We start from the raw sequence: 18,408 nt of genomic DNA, 5'->3' as shown, positions 1-18,408 counted from the left end.
TTTTGTCGATTGTCGTTTAACCGTCACAATTTGTCGCTTTAAATCATTTTGTACCACTTGAACAATTTTAAATCGTTATCATATGGTCTGTTGTTTATAACCAGCCACCCCTCGTGACTGATCAACCAACACCTAAATTTTCATCAATACATAATTGAGATGTTTTATGAGCCAAAGTCATATCCGTATTCGAGGCGCACGCACCCATAATTTAAAAAATGTGTCCCTCGATATTCCACGCGACAAATTTGTGGTAATTACGGGGTTATCAGGTTCAGGAAAATCTTCTCTTGCCTTCGATACCCTATACGCCGAAGGACAACGCCGTTACGTCGAATCACTTTCGGCCTATGCCCGCCAGTTTTTATCGCAAATGGAAAAGCCTGAAGTCGACTCGATTGAGGGTTTATCACCAGCGATTGCCATTGAGCAAAAATCTACCAGCCATAACCCACGTTCAACCGTCGGTACGATTACCGAAATTTATGACTATTTGCGTTTGCTTTATGCACGTGTCGGCACGCCCTACTGCCCTGAACATGATTTGCCGATGGTCGCGCAAACTGTTTCTGAAATGGTCGATGCGGTAAAAAACCTTGAGGAAGGTACAGCACTTATGTTGCTTGCCCCAGTGGTTCGTGAACGTAAAGGTGAATACAGTAACTTGTTCGAGCAGCTACAAGGTCAAGGTTTTGTTCGTGCCCGTGTGGATGGTGAAATCATTGATATTGATACGCCACCAGAACTCGACAAAAAGAAAAAACATACCATCGAGGTTGTGGTTGACCGTTTCAAAGTGCGTGAAGATTTAGGTAACCGTATTGCCGAATCATTTGAAACTGCACTGCGTTTAGGTGGCGATATTGCTGTTTTATCATGGATGAATGGTGAACATCCTGATCGTGTTTTTTCTGCAAAGCACTCATGCCCTGAATGTGATCGCGCAGTTGCAGAGCTTGAGCCACGTTTGTTTTCGTTTAACAACCCGTTCGGTGCCTGCCCTGTTTGTGATGGTTTAGGTACACGCAGTCATTTTAGCTCTGAAAAGCTGATTCCAAATCCTGATCTTGCAATTAGTGAGGGTGCTATTCGTGGATGGGATCGTCAGCGTCCATATTATTATTCAATGCTGCAAAAAGTTGCCGATCATTTTGGTTTTCAACTTGATACGCCTTGGAACCAGCTTGATAAAGATACTCAGAAGAAATTCTTACAAGGTACGGGTAAAGAAAAAGTCGATTTAAGCTATATCGATGAGCGTGGCCGTAAACACACTCGCGTACAACCGTTTGAAGGAATTTTGCCGCACCTTGAACGTCGTTACCGTGAAACTGAAAGTAACTATGTACGAGATGATTTAGCTCAATATCTTTCCAATGCTGCGTGTGATGCATGTGATGGTTCACGTCTCAATGAAATTTCACGTCATGTTCGTGTGAAAGACAAGACCATTGCTGACATTACTCGTATGTCGATTGGTGACGCTGAAAGCTATTATCAAGGCCTAAATCTTGAAGGTGCCAAAGGTGAAATCGCAGATAAAATCTTTAAAGAGATTCGTGAACGTCTACACTTCTTGGTGAGCGTGGGACTGAATTATTTAAGTCTAGCTCGCTCTGCCGAAACCCTATCTGGTGGTGAGGCACAGCGTATCCGTTTAGCTTCGCAAATTGGTGCAGGTTTAATGGGCGTCATGTATGTGCTCGATGAACCATCAATTGGTCTACATCAACGTGATAATGATCGTTTATTGCAAACGCTCATTCGCTTACGTGATTTAGGTAACACCGTATTAGTCGTTGAACACGATGAAGATGCAATTCGTGCTGCTGACCATATTATTGATATCGGTCCTGGTGCTGGTGTACACGGCGGTGTAATTATTGCTGAAGGTACGTATGATGAATTGGCTAAACATGCTGATTCTCTTACAGGACAGTATCTTTCTGGCAAACTCAAAATTGAAGTGCCAAAACAACGGACTCAATCACCGCGCCCAGATGAATTCATCAAACTTTCTGGGGCAAGTGGTCATAACCTTAAAAATGTCGATTTGAAAATTCCACTTGGTATTATGACCTGCGTCACTGGTGTTTCAGGTTCAGGTAAATCAACACTGATTAACCGTACTTTGCTTCCATTAGCAGCTACACAGCTCAATGGTGCAACGACCTTAACAGCTGAAAAGTTTGACTCGATTGATGGGCTTCAACATCTGGATAAAGTTGTTGATATTGACCAAAGCCCAATTGGACGTACACCACGTTCTAACCCTGCAACGTACACAGGTCTATTTACACCAATCCGTGAGTTATTTGCACAAACACCAGAGGCAAAAGCCCGCGGTTATAGCGCTGGCCGTTTCTCGTTTAACGTAAAAGGCGGACGCTGTGAAGCGTGTGAAGGCGACGGTATGATCAAAGTCGCAATGCACTTCTTACCTGATATGTATGTGCCTTGCGATGCGTGTCATGGCAAACGTTATAACCGTGAAACACTTGAAGTGGGCTATAAAGGCAAAAACATTTCTGATGTTTTAGAAATGACTGTTGAAGATGCTGCTGAGTTCTTTAGCGCAATTCCGGTCATCCACCGCCGTTTAGAAACCTTAACTCAGGTAGGCTTAGGCTATATTCGCTTAGGTCAAGCTGCTACCACACTTTCGGGTGGTGAAGCGCAACGTGTAAAACTTGCACGTGAGTTAGCGAAACGAGATACGGGTAAAACTTTATATATCTTGGATGAACCAACAACAGGTTTGCATTTCCATGATATTGCCAAGTTACTCGACATTTTGCATGAGCTACGCAACAAGGGTAATACCATTGTGGTGATTGAACATAACCTTGATGTGATTAAAACAGCAGACTGGGTTGTCGACTTAGGTCCTGAAGGTGGTTCGGGCGGTGGTATGATCATTGCCGAAGGCACACCTGAACAAGTGGCTGAGGTTGAAATTTCCCACACTGGACGCTTCTTAAAACCGATGTTGAAGTAATAAAATAAAAAGCCGGAAATCATTTCCGGCTTTTTTATCCCTCAACTACATTCCGGCCTCGGGCTTTAGCCCTTAAGAGTGAACTGTCCGCTTTCTCTAAGAGTTCTATCCAACTCGCTGCTCCAATAGCAAAACCAATACTGACAGACACATGCAACTTTTCTTCTGAACCCGATAAATCAATTTCTTCTAAAGAAATTGCAATACGAATTTTCTCTGCTAAAAGGCGAGCATCTACAAATTGCACCTGTTCTAGCAATATTAAAAATTCATCACCACCATAACGAACAATTAAATCCGAACTTCGGATATTTTGCTTTAATTGCTCAGCAATACTCACAATGACGTGATCACCCACAATATGGCCGTATTGATCATTCACCTGTTTAAAACGATCTATATCTATGATCATTAAACAAGTCTGCGTAAATTTTTGAGGGTAACTTTCAACAATTTTTAAATATTCAGATAAAGCTAAACGGTTAGACACACCAGTGAGCGGATCAGTATTGGCAATATTCTTTAATTGAAATTCAAAAGCATCTCGTTGTTGCAACATTCGTTGTAATCGATCAATCGCTTCAAACAAAGAAAAAAATTCCCCTTTTGTTGTGACATTCATCTCATCTTTACAATGATCAGAACTATGCGATAAATCTAAAATTAAAGTCCTTGCTTTAATTAAAGGAGAAAATACTCTTCTTTGAGCATATATCAAGGTAAGTAATGCAGTAGCTAATGAAATTAAAGAAATAAATAAGGTTAAAAAGAAACCATTTCGAGCAATCGCATTTTCTTGAGCGGCAATGACTACACTTTCATCAAGAATATAACTTTGCAAATCAACCACAGTAGTAAATTTATCAACGATTGCTTCCGTTAATTGGGTACCATTTAAATAATATGGCTCCCCCTTTTGACTTTCTTCTAATAGCTTTTCTACAATCGGTATACCCTTGTCTATAAATTCCGATTTCACTCGGGAATATAACCGACGATATTCTGGAGTTTTTGCTTGTTCAGGCTGCAAGGTATCGACCAAAATCCACAAATATCTAGCTTGATGCTGAGTTTGTAGCGAACGAGCACGATTATTACTTGGAATTTCTTCATTAAAACTTAGAGGGGCAATAATATTAGATGCCATACGCCCAGCCTGATCGCGCATATCAGTCAGAACGATAATGAGTGTAAAGTAATTAGAAATACGGCTATCTTTACTTTTTAACTGCAACATCAGCTTTTGCAGTATTTCCCTACAGTTATCCCATACTCCAAACATCCCTAAAATGGCATTATCCATTTGAATGGAAGTTCTGGCTCCATATGGAGTTTCACCATAATAATCAACGACACGTCGTGCTTGTCTAAGATTTTCTTTGAAGGTCGTTTGTAGTTCATTCGCTAAGGAGACATAGCCTGCTTGTTTTAAGATAAGAATGCTTGTATCAATTTGCTCATCAACAATTAAACGAAATTTTTTTAATTCTTGCTGATTTTTTACCAAATCATGAGGACCACTCGACATCATTTTATTGGCAGGAGCACGTTCTTTAGAAACTTTATAGGCAATATCGGCAACTGCTCTTAAACTTTTTATTTCAGCTAGAGCTTGTCTAGTTTTTATATAATCCTGATAGCTTCCCACAATAAGAGGTACTGCCATGAATAATAAAGATAAAATAATAACCAGCATAAAAAAGAACAGTCGATTACTAATATGCTCTGAACGTAATCCTGACATTTCTAGCTGGTACTCCGTAAATGCCCTGCCATTTTTAATACGATATAAATTAGGCTTAAATCCATCCTAGCATTTTAATAACTAAAATTTCATCATTAGCCCCTTCATTTCTCTTTTAATAATTATACGATTCCTACATTTTAGTAAGCTTAAATAATAAAATGAATCGAAAAATTGAATGATTTTATAAAAAACCTTACTTTAAAAATCAAAGTTTTTTTTACTTATGATAATAAAGTATTTACTTGCCTCTTAAACATTTCTCCCCTCACACAAAATCCAGCTTTAAGATGGGTTCTTTTTATACAAAGCAAAAGATGAATTTTCATGTAATTTTTTTTAATAAATGTTAATGTTTTCTTATAGATAAAAAAAAGCTCAACCTTGGGGAAAGTTGAGCTCATAAAGTTTGATGTGATAACACATCGTATCTAGAAAAGTACTTCTAACCAAAAATATGTTAGACAGTAAACTTTGTAATTGAATTATGTGACTTATCTCTAATTTCGTAAAGTAGATTTAATTGATCAAAATCAATTTATTAATCGTTTTTTCAACTTAAAGCCTTTTTTTTTTGATTTATTAACTTATATAATAATCTAAAATAGATAAATTATTTAGATAAACTTATCAAAATAGTGATAACTATTACTCAAAACATATAAAAATTAGAACAAGAATAATATTTAAATGATTATTTATCGAACAGATCAACAAATTAATTAACGTTAAATCCGATTAATATAATCATTTTTTCCAATTATAAATGTAATTATTTTGAAACTATTTAATGCCAAATCCTTATGAAACTTAAGGTTTAGCTGTTTGTTAATGTTCATTTTTTTATCAGGTTGACATAATATACTTCGATTGATTGTTTTTTAATCATTTTTAACATAAGTATCAAATTTCATTAACATTACCTTTTATCTATTATTGACTTCATAAATTGTTACAATACAATGACCTCAGCTTTATCTCTTGTTAATGCTGGAAATGATTATGAAAAAACTTGGTTTAGCCACTGCTGTATTATTAGCCATGACCGGTGCTCATGCTTATCAATTTGAAGTTCAAGGTCAATCTGAATATGTTGACACAACTGCAAATGATAAAAACTTCACTGGTGACGTTGCTGGTACATACTATTTAAAAAATGTTGATACCACTAAAGGTCCTTTAGCTGAAGCAGCTTTCTTGAACCAAGCTTCTAACGTATCTGTAGGTTACAGCTACCAACAGTATGACCAAGGCAACGTAAACTACCACGTTGGTACTTACGGTGTTAAAGGTGAGGCTTATGTTCCTACTCCTTACCTTCCTGTATATGCTAGCGCAACTTACAACCACACTGATGTTGATGGTAAAAACAACTTCTCTAAAGATGACAACGGCGACCGTTATGCATTAGAAGTTGGTGCTATGTTGTTACCTAACTTCTTGATGACTGTTGGTTATACAAGCGTTGCTAACCAATTCGCTTTAGATAACTTCGGTATCATCAGCAACGGTATCTACTCTGCTGTAAACCAAACTGCTGCGATTCAAAACGACCAAGATGCTGTTACAGCACGTGCTAAATATGTAGGTCCAATCGATGGAACTAACATGGCAATTGGTTTTGAAGCTGCTGGTGCTTTCGGTCAAGAAAACCAATACGGTTTGAAAACTGACCTTTACTTAACTCCTAAGTTAAGTGTTGGTGCATCTTTCGTGGGTAACGATGGTGTAGCTGACATCAAAGGTAATGACCTTGGTGAATTCCGTCAAGCTTGGGGTGGTAACGTAAACTACTTCATTACTCCAGCTTTAGCAGTTGGTGCATCGTACATGAAAGCTGATGTTAAAAATGCTTCTACTAGCTACGATACACAAACTATCGGCTTAAATACTAAATTCCGTTTCTAATTTAATTTAGAAATCGAATTAAAAAAGGACTCATTTGAGTCCTTTTTTTACAGCTAAATATTAACTTCGTACAATATTTAAGAAATATAAATGACGTTCATACTGATCAATAATGTCTTGAATTAAATCTTCTTGGGTCCAATCCATCACATCATAGTTCTGCCCACCCTCTCTTAAAAATACTTCGGCTTGGAAATATTGCCCATCTTCGGCTTCAGTACGTCCAATTAAAAAACTTGGTGGCACTGTTTCACGTGAAACAACTTTATAAATAAAATTAATTTCATTGTGATGATCGACTCGAAGCTGCATCCCATCCTCAAGTTGAGTAATTGAAACTTCTAAATGACGGCGTCTAAATTCATGTTTGATATTTTCAAACGCACGAGCTACTTGTTTTTCGATATATTCTCTAACCTCTTCTTCACTATGAGGATAGTGCATGATTAAACCTAGCCGCTGTTGCCAGCTTCTTGGATTATGAATGGCACGTGGGGTAATTCGAGCTTCCTGAATTGCTTGCATTTTCGTGACATCAAGATGCAATGCTTTTATTAATCCCCAACTCATGAACAGCATAACCACAGTAAACGGCAATGCACTCATAATGATTGAAGATTGAAGCGCAGCCAAACCACCGACTAACAATAAAATAATGGCGAGTACAGCCATCAGTACTGTCCAGAACAAACGCTGCCAAGTTGGTGAATTTTCAGTTTTTGCAGTTAAGTAGTCTGTTACCAATGCTCCCGAGTCAGCAGAGGTCACAAAGAATAAAACGACTAAAACGGTAGCCAAAATATTCATGACACCTGACCACGGTAAGTGTCCTAAAAACTCAAATAGAGCTACTGATGAGTCTTGCTGAACAGCCTGAATGAGAGTGGCTTGATGTTCATGGATAATGCTAAATAATGCAGCGTTTCCTAAAAAGCCCATCCAGATAATGGTAAAGCCTGTCGGGATGAGGAGAACCCCTACAATAAATTCTCGAATGGTACGACCACGTGAAACCCTTGCGATAAACATACCCACAAATGGCGACCAAGAAATCCACCAAGCCCAATATAAAATTGTCCAACCACCAATCCATCCATTCGGCTGATAAGCATATAAATTGAATGTCATGGTAAAAAGGTTAGAGATATATTGCCCAGTGTTTTGAATAGTAGTCTGGAGTAAATAAATACTAGGACCAGCAATAAAAACAAAGGCTAATAATATTAACGCTAAGACTAAGTTTAGCTCTGATAAGCGTTTCACCCCTTTATCTAGACCTAAGAACACAGACAAGGAAGCTAAAATGCTCACAAAAATAATCAGTAATACTTGAATATGGGTGCTTTGCTCGACACCGAACAAATAATGTAAACCCGAGTTAATCTGGGTAACGCCAAACCCGAGAGAAGTTGCTACACCAAATACCGTACCAATGGTCGCGAATATATCGATGCTGTCGCCCCAAGGCCCATAAATCTTCTTACCAATGAGTGGATAAAGGGCTGAACGGGTCTTTAACGGTAAATTATGTCGATAAGCAAAATAAGCCAATGCCAATCCGACCACTGCGTAAATAGCCCACGCATGCAAGCCCCAGTGGAAGAAGGTCACCCTTAATGCTTGCTGTGCTGCCTCAATTGTCTGAGCATCTCCACTCGGTGGATTAACATAATGCATGACAGGTTCGGCAACTCCGAAGAACATGAGACCGATACCCATCCCTGCTGTAAACAGCATGGCAAACCAAGACCCATTATTATATTCAGGCTGACTATGGTCAGGTCCTAATTTAATTCGACCTATTGATGAACAGGCGATATAAATCAATAAAATGAGAAAGAAGGCTACAGATAAAACATAAAACCAGCTAAATGAATCGGTGATCCATTGTTTTAATTGCTGTGTTAGAAGTTCAAAAGAACTCGGGGCGATCACAACAACTGCCAAGAACAAAGCAATGATAATGACCGTACCAAAAAATACGTTAGGATTAACGTTTGCGAACCAACCTGGTTGTTTGGAAGGCATAACTCCTCCATGTTATTTTAATGAAAAATGACAGGCATAAAGCCAATAAAGACATTCACAGAATGAACAAAGTTAAATCTTTCAATAGAGAAAGCCGATAATACTTTAAATAAACTTAAATAATATTGCAGTTACAAAGGTGTAAAAAATTAAAACACCTTCTCCTTTATTTGTCAGAATCCTTTTTTGTTGGATGGGCAATGTACTGTAGAGCAATTAAACGTGTGACAATCAAAGCGAGATACATCACACCACAAAACATTTGTAGCATGGCTAAAACGCGTGCTGGTGGACTAAGCGGCATTAAATCAGATAAGCCTGTTGCTGACTGTAAGCTAAAGCTCAGGAACAGTAGATCTAACCAAGTCTGCAAATGATGAACATTGTTTGGATTTTGGAAGCTAGCTGGAATCAATAGCTGACAAATGTTGTAGAGGAATGCAAAGCCCCAAGCAAGCAAAGTAAAAACCGCGGCGGCTGCAAATAATTCATCTCTTGTTAAATATCGATCAGCAAACATATAACGAAATAAACCGTAAGCAGCCGAAAAGTAAGCTAGCGCTTCACAGCTATGGGCAAAAATCTGGATCGTTAAATTGTTATAGCCTAATAAAATAAAGACTGAGGATATAATCGCTCCACTGACAAAAGTTAATCCCAGAAAAGTAAACATTGGGGTTTGACGAATGACCTTGGCAATAATAAGTAAGGCAAGCACTCCTAAAGCCCACGTTAGGGTCCGGTAAAATACATCATGAAAAGTGAGCATGGCCAAAATGAGTAGGATAAATTGCACAAGCAGCAACCATGCAGAAGGTAGCAGTCGAAAGCTCGCCCAGAAGTCCATAATAGATCGCATTTAATTATTTTCCTTTTTCATTATGTTTTGAATTATAAGAAATCATACTGTACAAAAAATAGGACAAACAAGTTGTTCTTTATTAAAGAGCTTCTTTCACCTTAAGGTATACGATCAACAAAAAAGCCCCGCAGGGCTTTTAATGAGATAGATATTTAATCCATTTTGATTTTAGTGATCTGAGGCACCAGAAGCACCGATACCTGTCATTGAACGAACGTATTGGGCATCGAATGCAGCACGCTCTTTTTTAGCACGTGCAGAGTTGTCAGTCACCGAGAAGAACCAACAGCAAAGGAATGACAATGGCATAGCAAATAATGCAGGACCATTGAATGGGTTAACTGGTGTATCAGAGATTTTTAAAGTATCTACCCAAACCGCTTTAGACAGAACAATCAGTACTACCGCTGTTACAAGACCAACCACACCACCGATAACTGCACCACGAGTAGTTAAACCTTTCCAGAACATTGAAAGAACAAGAATTGGGAAGTTTGCACAACATGCCACAGAGAACGCTAAGCCCACCATGAATGCTACGTTTTGCTTTTCAAACAAGATACCCAAAATCATGGCAAAGATTGCTAAACCAAGTGTCGCAATTTTTGACATACGAAGTTCTGAAGCTGGAGTCGTTTGACCTTTCTTGAATACGTTAGCGTATAAGTCATGTGAGATTGCAGATGCACCTGAAAGTGTTAAACCAGCAACAACAGCAAGAATCGTTGCGAACGCTACTGCTGAAATGAAGCCCATGAATAAGTCACCGCCTAAAGCGTCACTTAAATGCACGGCTGCCATGTTGTTACCACCAACAAGTTCAAGCTTGCCTGATACTGCCATTTTTGCAACATCAAGGAATTGAGGGTTGTTTGATACGAAAAGGATCGCACCGAAACCAATAATGAAAGTTAGAAGATAGAAGTAACCAATGAAACCTGTCGCAACCACAACCGATTTACGCGCTTCTTTTGCGTCTTTTACAGTGAAGAAACGCATAAGAATATGTGGAAGACCCGCTGTACCAAACATGAGTGCCAAGCCAAGAGATAATGCATCAATCGGGTTTGCGGCAAGTTTACCCGGACCCATAATTTTTGCAGCTTCTTCAAAGCTTACACTGTGGACTTTACTGAATACTTCAATTGATTGAGTGAACATGTTGCTGAAGCTAAAACCAACCGCTTTCATCACCATGAATGCCATGAAAGTCGCACCACTAAGCAACATAACTGCTTTAATGATCTGTACCCATGTTGTTGCCAACATGCCACCAAAAATTACGTATGCCATCATTAATAGACCAACGATGACAACAGCGATGTTATAGTTCAAACCAAATAGTAATTTGATGAGCTGGCCCGCGCCCACCATTTGAGCGATCAAGTAGAATGCCACAACCACAAGCGAGCTTAAGGCAGCTAAGGTACGGACTGGTTTTTCTTCAAGACGGAATGACACTACATCTGAAAGGTTGTATTTACCAAGGTTACGTAAACGCTCTGCAACCAAGAATAAAACGATTGGCCAACCTACCATAAACCCAAGAGAATAAAGTAAGCCATCAAAACCCGAACTAAACACCATCGCGGAAATACCAAGGAAAGATGCTGCTGACATATAGTCACCGGCAATTGCCAATCCGTTTTGGAAACCGCTGATTCCGCCCCCTGCGGTATAGAAATCTTGTGCTGATTGAGTTTGTTTTGCAGCCCACTTAGTAATAAACAAAGTGAAACCAACAAAGATGACAAACATGATGATAGCGTGCCAGTTAGTGGCTTGTTGCTCTGCTTCACCTAAGTCCGGGCTTGCCATAGCAACAGTTGAATATAGCGATGCTGCTGCCAATAAGGCTTTCGCTTTTAATGAATTCCATTTCATATTAGTGTAATCCTTTCTCATGCGTGATGGCTTCAACTTCCTTCAACGCTTCTTCACTCAACTGGTCAAGGGTATTGTTTGCGATATAGGAATACACGCCACACAGTAGGAAAGATAAAACAATAATTCCTAAGCCTAGTGGAATACCCCATGTCGTTACACCACCACTAAATGAACTCATTAAAAATTCTTTGTTGTAGCCAACAAGTAGCATAAAGCCCACATAAAGCACTAACATAATGATTGTGAGCGTCCAGCTTAATGCACTTTTTTTCTTGACCATCTTTTGAAACTTTGGATTGCGTAGAATCTGTTCTACTTGGCTTTGATCCATAACCAAACTCCTTGCCTGTGCCCAACCTTGGTCACTTTTTTAATAGTAGTTTCTCATTATTAAAATTAGCAAAATAACGTGTAATTCGTAACTTAGACTTTGGTCGTTAAAATTTAATCAATTTATAGCTTTGTTTCTGCTTGCGGTATGATAGGCGCAAGGTTTTAATCATGTAGGTCATATGAACAGCTGGCTGATTATTGGGGTACTCACTCTTTATATAGCACTCTTATTCATTTGTGCTTTTTTTGGCGAGAAGCATGCTAGTCGCCTGAGTACACGTGGCCGAATGTTCTTGTTTAGTTTGACCTTAGGTGTTTACTGTTCATCTTGGACATTTTATGGTGCAACCGGAGCTGCCGTCCGAGAAGGCGTCATTTTCTTACCTATTTATTTAGGTCCGCTGTTATTTGTCTGGTTTGGTTACGATATCTGGCGACGTTTAGGCCGAGTACGTCAGCACCACGCGATTTCCTCAATTGCTGACTTTGTTGCTGCACGTTATGGCAAAAGCGGCGTATTGGCATCGCTGGTTACGATCTTGGCAGTTATTGCGATTATTCCCTACCTCGCCCTACAGTTACGTGCAATTGCCTTAAGTACATCAGTCATATTGGAGCAAAATGCTCATATTCATACGACCACCAATAGCGTTTTGCTTTTAACCAGTGTCCTTGCGATCTTAGCCATGATTTTTGGCACAAGGCAGATTGCGAATACCGAACAGCATGGCGGCCTCATGTTAGCCGTTGCATTTGAATCTTTTGTAAAATTATTCGCCCTAATCTGTGTCGCTTTATTTTTTATTTTTGAAGCACCCGCAAACTTAGTACAAGTCTCAGCCGACGTAAACCAAACCTTTCAAGAAGTTCAATTATTTGGGGTGCCTGAAACCTTCTGGATTCAGACATTATTAGCAGGTCTGGCAATTATCTGTTTACCCCGTCAGTTCCATGTGGCTGTTGTCGAATTACGCGATGAAAAGCACATTCGCGGTGCACGTAAATGGTTTGCGGCTTATCTCATTTTAACAATTTTAGCTATTATTCCGATTGCAAGCTGGGCTTTACATGCAGCGCCAAAATTCCTAACAGTGCCTGATGTGGCAGTACTCTCATTACCCCTGAGTTATAACCAAGAGTGGTTAGCCCTACTGGCCTTTTTAGGTGGGTTCTCTGCATCAACAGGCATGTTACTGGTTTCATCTGTTGCCCTGTCTATCATGCTCAGTAATGACTTGATTATGCCTGCCCTGTGGCGCTTCAAGTTGCTTTCACGACACGATAAACACTTACCTAAAGTTCTTAAATTTAGCCGTCGTATTAGTATTGTCGCAGTGATGCTACTTGGCTTTTTATTCTTCCATTTCTTTAATGATATTAACCAGCTTTCAGTATTTGGTTTATTAGCGTTTAGTGCGGTTGCTCAATTCGCTCCTGCACTGATTGGGGGATTGTATTGGCGAGGCGGAAGTCGCCAAGGCGTTTATGCAGGTCTCATCGTTGGATTTTTAATGTGGAGCTACACATTACTATTTCCAACCATCTTACGTAGCTTGCCGGAAGCCTATCAAGAAACAGCACAGAGTATTTTGCTTTTTGGCCCTTTTGGAATTAATGCATTACGTCCAGAATCACTTTTTGGCTTTGAGTCATTTGCACCTTTAACCCACGGCGTTATTTGGTCGCTTGGTTTAAATATTGTTTTATATATCTGGATTTCTAAACTTTATCGCCCAAGTGTGGCAGAACAAATTCAGGCAGAAAGCTTTTTCTACTATGAAACTAAGCCTCTGCCATCACCACACACCTCTACCGATTTAACTTATTTACCGCACGATGCTGCACGTTTAAAAGTAGGTGATTTGTTCGCTCTTGCTAAAAGAATTACAGGTGAGCAACCCACAACCCAAGCATTCGAGAACTTTTGTGAGCAAAATCATCTCACGCTCAACCCCAATAGTATCGCCAACGGAATGTGGTGGCGATTCACCGAACAATATTTAGCTGGCATTATCGGCGCAGCCTCTGCCCGTACTTTGCTCACTACAGCAATGATTAATAATGGTTTGGCATTAGGCCAAGTCGCCAATATTTTAGACCAAGCCTCACAATGGCAACGTTTCAATCAAAACTTGCTGATGACCATGATTGACCACATGACCCAAGGGGTAAGTGTGGTTGATAAAAACATGTGTTTGGTGGCTTGGAATAACCAATATTTAAAACTATTTGGCTACCCTAAAGATTTAGTTTATGTGGGTTGTCCAATTGCCGATCTGATTCGTTATAACGCTGAACGCGGCGAATGCGGCCCCGGTTCAGTCGAAGAGCATGTTCGTAAACGTTTGCACTGGATGAAAGTCGGAAGTGCGCATGAATTTGAACGAATCCGTAAAGACGGACGCGTTATTCAAATGCGCGGGAATCCTATTTCAGGTGGTGGATTTGTAACTACCTTCGCCGACATTACGGCTTTCCGTGCGAATGAGGCAATACTTGAAGCCCGCGTAAAAGACCGAACCCAACAACTTGCCGATGCCTTAACCGAGCAACAGCTTGCACGTGAACAAGCCGATATGGCCAATATGTCAAAAAGCCGATTTATTGCTGCGGCAAGTCATGACTTATTACAACCAATGCACGCTGCCCGTCTGTTTAGTACTGTTCTTGAACAAAGCATTGCGACCGAAGAAGACCGTCAAACTCTACAGCAACTTGACCGTGCTTTGTATGGTGCAGAAAGCATGCTCTCTGCTCTACTCGATATTGCGCGTTTGGAAGGCGGCACCATACAACCAAAAAGACAGCCTTATCCTTTGCATGATTTATTAAGCGACCTCGAACTACAGTTTAAATCGATTGCTGCACAGCGAAATATTTCATTAAAAGTTCATGATGTATCATTCTGGATTGACACAGATCCACAGTGGATACGACGTATTATCCAAAACTTTGTGAGTAATGCACTGCGTTATACAGCCAAAGGCCGAGTGATTGTTGGCGTATTACGCTCAGCTCAAAAACCTGGACACATTCGAATTGGTGTTTGGGATACAGGTCCCGGAATTGCCGAAGAGCAACGTATTAAACTATTTCAAGAATTCGAACGCTGTGGGCATTTATCACCGTGGGGTGAGCAAGGTTTAGGTTTGGGTCTTGCTATTGTGCAGCGTATGACGGGTTTGCTGAATTATCCAGTCCATGTCTATTCGCAACTTGATAAAGGCTCCTGCTTTATGATTGAGGTGCCGGTGGTAGAAGCTCCAAAAGTGATAACCCCAACCGTACAAGCAGTGCCTTTAAAAACTAAGGCTTACCGAATTTTATGTTTAGACAATGATGAAACAATTCTTGAGGGCATGAGTAGCTTATTAGGTCGATGGGGCTACGAAGTTTTTAAAGCCACTGAACCAGAACAAGCACTTGAAATTATTCAAAAAGAAAATATTCAAGTCTGGCTTATCGATCAGCATTTAAATAACAACCAACTCGGTGTCGATTTTATTTTGCAAAATCGTCAATATGATGTTCCTGTTGCTTTAATTACTGCTGACTCTCATCCTGAGTTACCTCAACAATTGAAAGAACTGAATATTGTTTTACTCAAAAAACCACTTAAGCCTGCTTCTCTAAGAGCATGGTTATCGGGACTTAAAATTGCCAGTGAGGTAGATTAAATATTTTCTGTCCCAAACCTTTTAATAAGTTTGGGAGAGATTTTTGGCAAAAATTATTGGCCTAATTTAAGCCAATAGGCAGAACTGCTCAAAAATTCTACTTTTGTTGATTAAATCATTGGCCAAACTTTCCATTAGCCCTTTTTCTATGGCAAAGCTCACCTTTTTTGTAAGTGAACACTTGTACACTTAGTTACAATTTCATAAATTACTGTTTTTTAAAATTATAATTAGTAAAAAATAACTATATAAGACTTTAGTCGTATTCTACTTGCATTCTTCCTGACACATAAATATTCAAAACCTATTTCCTAAATGTACAGTCATTTTTATAACCCATTTCCATATTAAGCACCCCTGCTCACGAATTAATGCAAAGGACAATTGCCATGAATATTTCTGATAACAGCCCGCAAGGCCAACTTTCGTCTCAACAGTTTTATCGTCAATACAGTGCCAATGCTTTACTTCCTGAATTAGATTGGCAAAGTATTTTCCCCCACAGCAAACTGAATGAGGCCCACATCAAAGCATTAAATACGATTTATCAGTGTGCAGTCCCGCTGGCACTTAATGTATTTCATGATCTAAATTTTGATGTATTTGCACCTGCGGCTTATCATCCGCAAGGTTTAGGTTTATTTGATAAATTGGCAAAACAAGAAGAAAATTTCTTAAAAGTTCTTAGCGCTGAAAGTGAAAATCTTGATCATGACACACGTCATCAAATCTGGAGCATGCTACTCCGTGGCGGTGCTGTACTCGTTTTCAAAGCTTGGCTTGGTCATGTCAAACTCGGCGAGAATCAGTTAGATATGACTCAATTTGATGAATTATCGGATTTACTCTTTATTAAAACGCACCCCGATCAACTTGCTGAACGACTCCATGTTGATGAAAAAGCAAAACTCGACCATATCTTCTTAATGTATGGCAATGACATTTTCCTTGATCGCTTCAACAGTCTAGAAACAGCTGCTTTGTTTGTTGATTTAGGCGTTTATGATGCAGCCTTCTTAAGCCTACGCGATGACCGCGTAGCTGAATATTTAAAAATGAAAGGCTATGTGACTCAAGATCAAATTGATGATTTGCAATGTGCACTCAATCCTTTGTACTGCGACAGCCTAACACCAAAGCAAGATTGCCTTGCTTAAGTAGCACACATAAAAAAGACCTCAATCGAGGTCTTTTTTCTTTTTAGATTTTTTTATCTTCAATATTGAGTGCGCTAATGGCCAATACGGCTTGTGTACGGTTTTGCACACCTAATTTTCTAAAGATAGCCGTTACGTGAGCTTTAATCGTTGCTTCTGAAACATCTAGCTCGTATGCAATCTGCTTATTTAGCAAACCTTCAGCAACCATCATCAACACACGGAATTGCTGAGGTGTTAGAGATTGAATACGTTCAGCTAAAGCAGTCTCATCTGCTGCTCTTGGGTCAAGGTTAAGATTAGATGGCAAATTAGGTGGTAACCAGATATCACCTTCTAAGACTTGACGAATCGCTTCGCCAATATGACTTGGATGAGCCGACTTAGGAATATAACCCATCGCACCATGAGCGATTGCACGCTGAATGATTGAAGTTTCTTCATGTGCAGAAACAACAATAATCGGAATAGATGGATACTGTGCTCTTACATAAACCAGAGCCGAAAAGCCTGAAGCACCCGGTAAATTTAAATCGAGTAATACTAGATCAGGTTCTGCCCCATTTTCCAAACGCTCATAAAACTCATCAACCGAGGCTGTTTCATGAATTTGTGCCTGTGGCAGGCTATAACGTACTGCTTGAATTAAAGCATGACGAAACAAAGGATGATCATCAACGATTAAAATATTCATAAGCGATTAAAGTAATCTTGAGCATAAGTATGGCCTATTGTAACCCTACTATTTAGATGAAAGATACGTTCATCTTATCCATTTTTATGCAAAATGTTGATAAATGCAGAACTTAGCCAAGATTTTCAGATGTTTTTTAACTTTTAATCAAAATTAATCTGTTTTTTATATAAGCTTCCTTTTTATTATAAAAAATATATCACCTATAATTATATAAAATAAAAACAGCAACTTAATAGAAAAACAAAGTATAAAAATCCACTATTTATCTTTTATATTTAAAACTGATAAGGTTGACCAATTTCGTTATTTTACAGTTTACCGTCGTTGTTGATTAATAAGTCCAATCTCTTGTTTTAGGCTTAGGAACCAAATTATGACTGGTATCACATCACCAAAACCTTTAAATATCGTTGCTGTTTCTGGTGGATTAAATACCCCATCTAAAACGGAAAGTCTGGTTCAAGCCATTCTTGATGAATTATCAGAAGCAATCGATATTAAAGTTCACTTCATTAAATTAAGCGAAATCGGGCCTCTATTAGGCGGCGCATTTTATCGCAATCAACTTCCACAGCGCGTACAAGATGACCTTGCCGCAGTTGAAGCAGCAGATGCTTTAATTGTAGGTACACCCGTTTACCGTGCTTCTTTTACAGGTCTTTTCAAACATTTCTTCGATTTTGTTGAACAGACTGCTTTAGTCGATGTGCCTGTACTTTTAGCAGCATCGGGCGGTAGTGATCGTCATGCACTCGTACTTGAACATCAACTTCGTCCATTGTTCAGTTTCTTCCAAGCACAAACTTTACCAATTGGCGTATATGCGACCGATCGTGACTTTACTCCGGAATATACGGTCAAAAGCGAGCAATTATCAGATCGTATTACGTTAGCAGTAGCACGCGCATTACCAATTTTAGAATGGGCGCCAGCGAAAGGTAAACGCGCTGAAGTGGTTAAATCTAAATCACAGCAAGCAAATCAAGAGCTTGGTATTAACAAGCAAATTGAGCAAGAAGAAGTATTACCTTCAGCAGCTGTACCAGACCTTGATGCGGCAGAATCTCGTTTGCATCACAAGTCTGGCAAATCATTAACGCATGTTGCCTAAGCGCAA

At 39.4% G+C, this 18,408-nt stretch carries 11 protein-coding genes; 5 read left to right on the top strand and 6 right to left on the bottom strand.

Features of this window, described 5'->3' with window-relative positions; all coding sequences use genetic code 11:
* Positions 1-166: 166 nt before the first annotated feature.
* On the top strand, positions 167-2,998 hold the full coding sequence (gene uvrA, locus JGE69_RS10650; RefSeq protein ID WP_199113378.1) for an excinuclease ABC subunit UvrA: 2,832 nt from the start codon (positions 167-169) through the stop codon (positions 2,996-2,998).
* Positions 2,999-3,032: 34 nt separating this feature from the next.
* Here uvrA and JGE69_RS10645 read toward each other — a convergent pair whose 3' ends face one another.
* A complete protein-coding gene (locus tag JGE69_RS10645; RefSeq protein WP_199113377.1) occupies positions 3,033-4,742 on the bottom strand; it encodes a GGDEF domain-containing protein in 1,710 nt (569 codons plus the stop codon).
* A gap of 1,002 nt (positions 4,743-5,744) precedes the next feature.
* Here JGE69_RS10645 and omp33-36 point away from each other — a divergent pair.
* Positions 5,745-6,650, top strand: coding sequence for a porin Omp33-36 (omp33-36, locus tag JGE69_RS10640; RefSeq protein ID WP_151282549.1), 906 nt, complete (start codon positions 5,745-5,747; stop codon positions 6,648-6,650).
* 60 nt (positions 6,651-6,710) lie between these two features.
* Here omp33-36 and JGE69_RS10635 read toward each other — a convergent pair whose 3' ends face one another.
* From JGE69_RS10635 to JGE69_RS10620, 4 genes are all read right to left on the bottom strand, one after another.
* Positions 6,711-8,678: a BCCT family transporter gene (locus JGE69_RS10635; RefSeq protein ID WP_075383225.1), complete on the bottom strand. Its 1,968-nt coding sequence runs from the start codon at positions 8,676-8,678 to the stop codon at positions 6,711-6,713.
* A gap of 166 nt (positions 8,679-8,844) precedes the next feature.
* On the bottom strand, positions 8,845-9,537 hold the full coding sequence (locus JGE69_RS10630) for an ion channel (protein WP_032004975.1): 693 nt from the start codon (positions 9,535-9,537) through the stop codon (positions 8,845-8,847).
* A gap of 171 nt (positions 9,538-9,708) precedes the next feature.
* Complete coding sequence (locus JGE69_RS10625) at positions 9,709-11,424, bottom strand: cation acetate symporter (RefSeq protein WP_005078627.1); 1,716 nt, start codon at positions 11,422-11,424, stop codon at positions 9,709-9,711.
* 1 nt (position 11,425) lies between these two features.
* Positions 11,426-11,758, bottom strand: coding sequence for a DUF485 domain-containing protein (locus JGE69_RS10620; RefSeq protein ID WP_000372818.1), 333 nt, complete (start codon positions 11,756-11,758; stop codon positions 11,426-11,428).
* A 181-nt stretch (positions 11,759-11,939) separates the two neighbouring features.
* On the opposite strand from JGE69_RS10620, the gene JGE69_RS10615 reads away from it, so the two are divergent.
* Both JGE69_RS10615 and JGE69_RS10610 read left to right on the top strand, forming a co-directional pair.
* Positions 11,940-15,437, top strand: coding sequence for a PAS domain-containing hybrid sensor histidine kinase/response regulator (locus tag JGE69_RS10615; protein WP_133481221.1), 3,498 nt, complete (start codon positions 11,940-11,942; stop codon positions 15,435-15,437).
* A gap of 389 nt (positions 15,438-15,826) precedes the next feature.
* A complete protein-coding gene (locus JGE69_RS10610) occupies positions 15,827-16,594 on the top strand; it encodes a hypothetical protein (RefSeq protein ID WP_199113375.1) in 768 nt (255 codons plus the stop codon).
* Between the two features lie 43 nt (positions 16,595-16,637).
* Here the strand turns inward: JGE69_RS10610 and JGE69_RS10605 are convergent, their stop codons facing one another.
* Positions 16,638-17,288 carry a response regulator gene (locus JGE69_RS10605; RefSeq protein ID WP_002122041.1) on the bottom strand — a complete coding sequence of 217 codons (651 nt, stop codon included), beginning with the start codon at positions 17,286-17,288 and terminating at the stop codon, positions 16,638-16,640.
* A 376-nt stretch (positions 17,289-17,664) separates the two neighbouring features.
* Here JGE69_RS10605 and msuE point away from each other — a divergent pair, with 376 nt between their 5' ends.
* The gene (gene msuE, locus JGE69_RS10600) at positions 17,665-18,402 is read left to right on the top strand and encodes an FMN reductase (RefSeq protein ID WP_005066848.1); all 738 of its coding nucleotides are present in this window, start codon (positions 17,665-17,667) and stop codon (positions 18,400-18,402) included.
* Positions 18,403-18,408 lie beyond the last annotated feature (6 nt).

Source organism: Acinetobacter sp. C13 (genome assembly GCF_016809775.1).
GTDB classification, from domain to species: Bacteria; Pseudomonadota; Gammaproteobacteria; order Pseudomonadales; family Moraxellaceae; genus Acinetobacter; species Acinetobacter pittii.
The sequence above is the reverse complement of the archived record's forward strand: the minus strand, read 5'-3'. Positions and strand labels throughout refer to the sequence as shown.

What these genes read in the sequence shown, in the direction of transcription:
- uvrA (WP_199113378.1), top strand. Translation starts at nt 167, where the DNA reads ATGAGCCAAAGTCATATCCGTATTCGAGGCGCACGCACCCATAATTTA.
- JGE69_RS10645 (WP_199113377.1), bottom strand. Translation starts at nt 4,742, where the DNA reads ATGTCAGGATTACGTTCAGAGCATATTAGTAATCGACTGTTCTTTTTT.
- omp33-36 (WP_151282549.1), top strand. Translation starts at nt 5,745, where the DNA reads ATGAAAAAACTTGGTTTAGCCACTGCTGTATTATTAGCCATGACCGGT.
- JGE69_RS10635 (WP_075383225.1), bottom strand. Translation starts at nt 8,678, where the DNA reads ATGCCTTCCAAACAACCAGGTTGGTTCGCAAACGTTAATCCTAACGTA.
- JGE69_RS10630 (WP_032004975.1), bottom strand. Translation starts at nt 9,537, where the DNA reads ATGCGATCTATTATGGACTTCTGGGCGAGCTTTCGACTGCTACCTTCT.
- JGE69_RS10625 (WP_005078627.1), bottom strand. Translation starts at nt 11,424, where the DNA reads ATGAAATGGAATTCATTAAAAGCGAAAGCCTTATTGGCAGCAGCATCG.
- JGE69_RS10620 (WP_000372818.1), bottom strand. Translation starts at nt 11,758, where the DNA reads ATGGATCAAAGCCAAGTAGAACAGATTCTACGCAATCCAAAGTTTCAA.
- JGE69_RS10615 (WP_133481221.1), top strand. Translation starts at nt 11,940, where the DNA reads ATGAACAGCTGGCTGATTATTGGGGTACTCACTCTTTATATAGCACTC.
- JGE69_RS10610 (WP_199113375.1), top strand. Translation starts at nt 15,827, where the DNA reads ATGAATATTTCTGATAACAGCCCGCAAGGCCAACTTTCGTCTCAACAG.
- JGE69_RS10605 (WP_002122041.1), bottom strand. Translation starts at nt 17,288, where the DNA reads ATGAATATTTTAATCGTTGATGATCATCCTTTGTTTCGTCATGCTTTA.
- msuE (WP_005066848.1), top strand. Translation starts at nt 17,665, where the DNA reads ATGACTGGTATCACATCACCAAAACCTTTAAATATCGTTGCTGTTTCT.